This window comes from Serratia sp. BFP-2025 (assembly GCF_050880365.1).
Lineage (GTDB): Bacteria > Pseudomonadota > Gammaproteobacteria > Enterobacterales > Enterobacteriaceae > Serratia > Serratia surfactantfaciens.
The window spans coordinates 1-349 of the sequence record NZ_JBPAFV010000015.1 but is presented as its reverse complement, the minus strand read 5'-3'; the positions used below and the strand labels follow the sequence as shown (position 1 = coordinate 349).

Annotated in this window: 3 tRNA genes; all 3 read left to right on the top strand. The window is 58.5% G+C overall.

Features of this window, described 5'->3' with window-relative positions:
- The 3 genes from ACRAWE_RS24365 (at position 1) to ACRAWE_RS24355 (ending at position 347) form a co-directional block, all read left to right on the top strand.
- Positions 1 to 77 (top strand) — tRNA-Met (locus tag ACRAWE_RS24365).
- A gap of 58 nt (positions 78 to 135) precedes the next feature.
- Positions 136 to 212 (top strand) — tRNA-Met (locus ACRAWE_RS24360).
- A gap of 58 nt (positions 213 to 270) precedes the next feature.
- Positions 271 to 347: transfer RNA gene (locus ACRAWE_RS24355), tRNA-Met, on the top strand.
- Positions 348 to 349 lie beyond the last annotated feature (2 nt).

Below are 349 nucleotides of genomic sequence, written 5' to 3'. Positions count from 1 at the left end.
CGCGGGGTGGAGCAGCCTGGTAGCTCGTCGGGCTCATAACCCGAAGGTCGTCGGTTCAAATCCGGCCCCCGCAACCAACCGATGCCGCATTGGCGGTATTTTTCGTTTGGTTTCGATAACAAAGTATTACACGGACGCGGGGTGGAGCAGCCTGGTAGCTCGTCGGGCTCATAACCCGAAGGTCGTCGGTTCAAATCCGGCCCCCGCAACCAACCGATGCCGCATTGGCGGTATTTTTCGTTTGGTTTCGATAACAAAGTATTACACGGACGCGGGGTGGAGCAGCCTGGTAGCTCGTCGGGCTCATAACCCGAAGGTCGTCGGTTCAAATCCGGCCCCCGCAACCAAC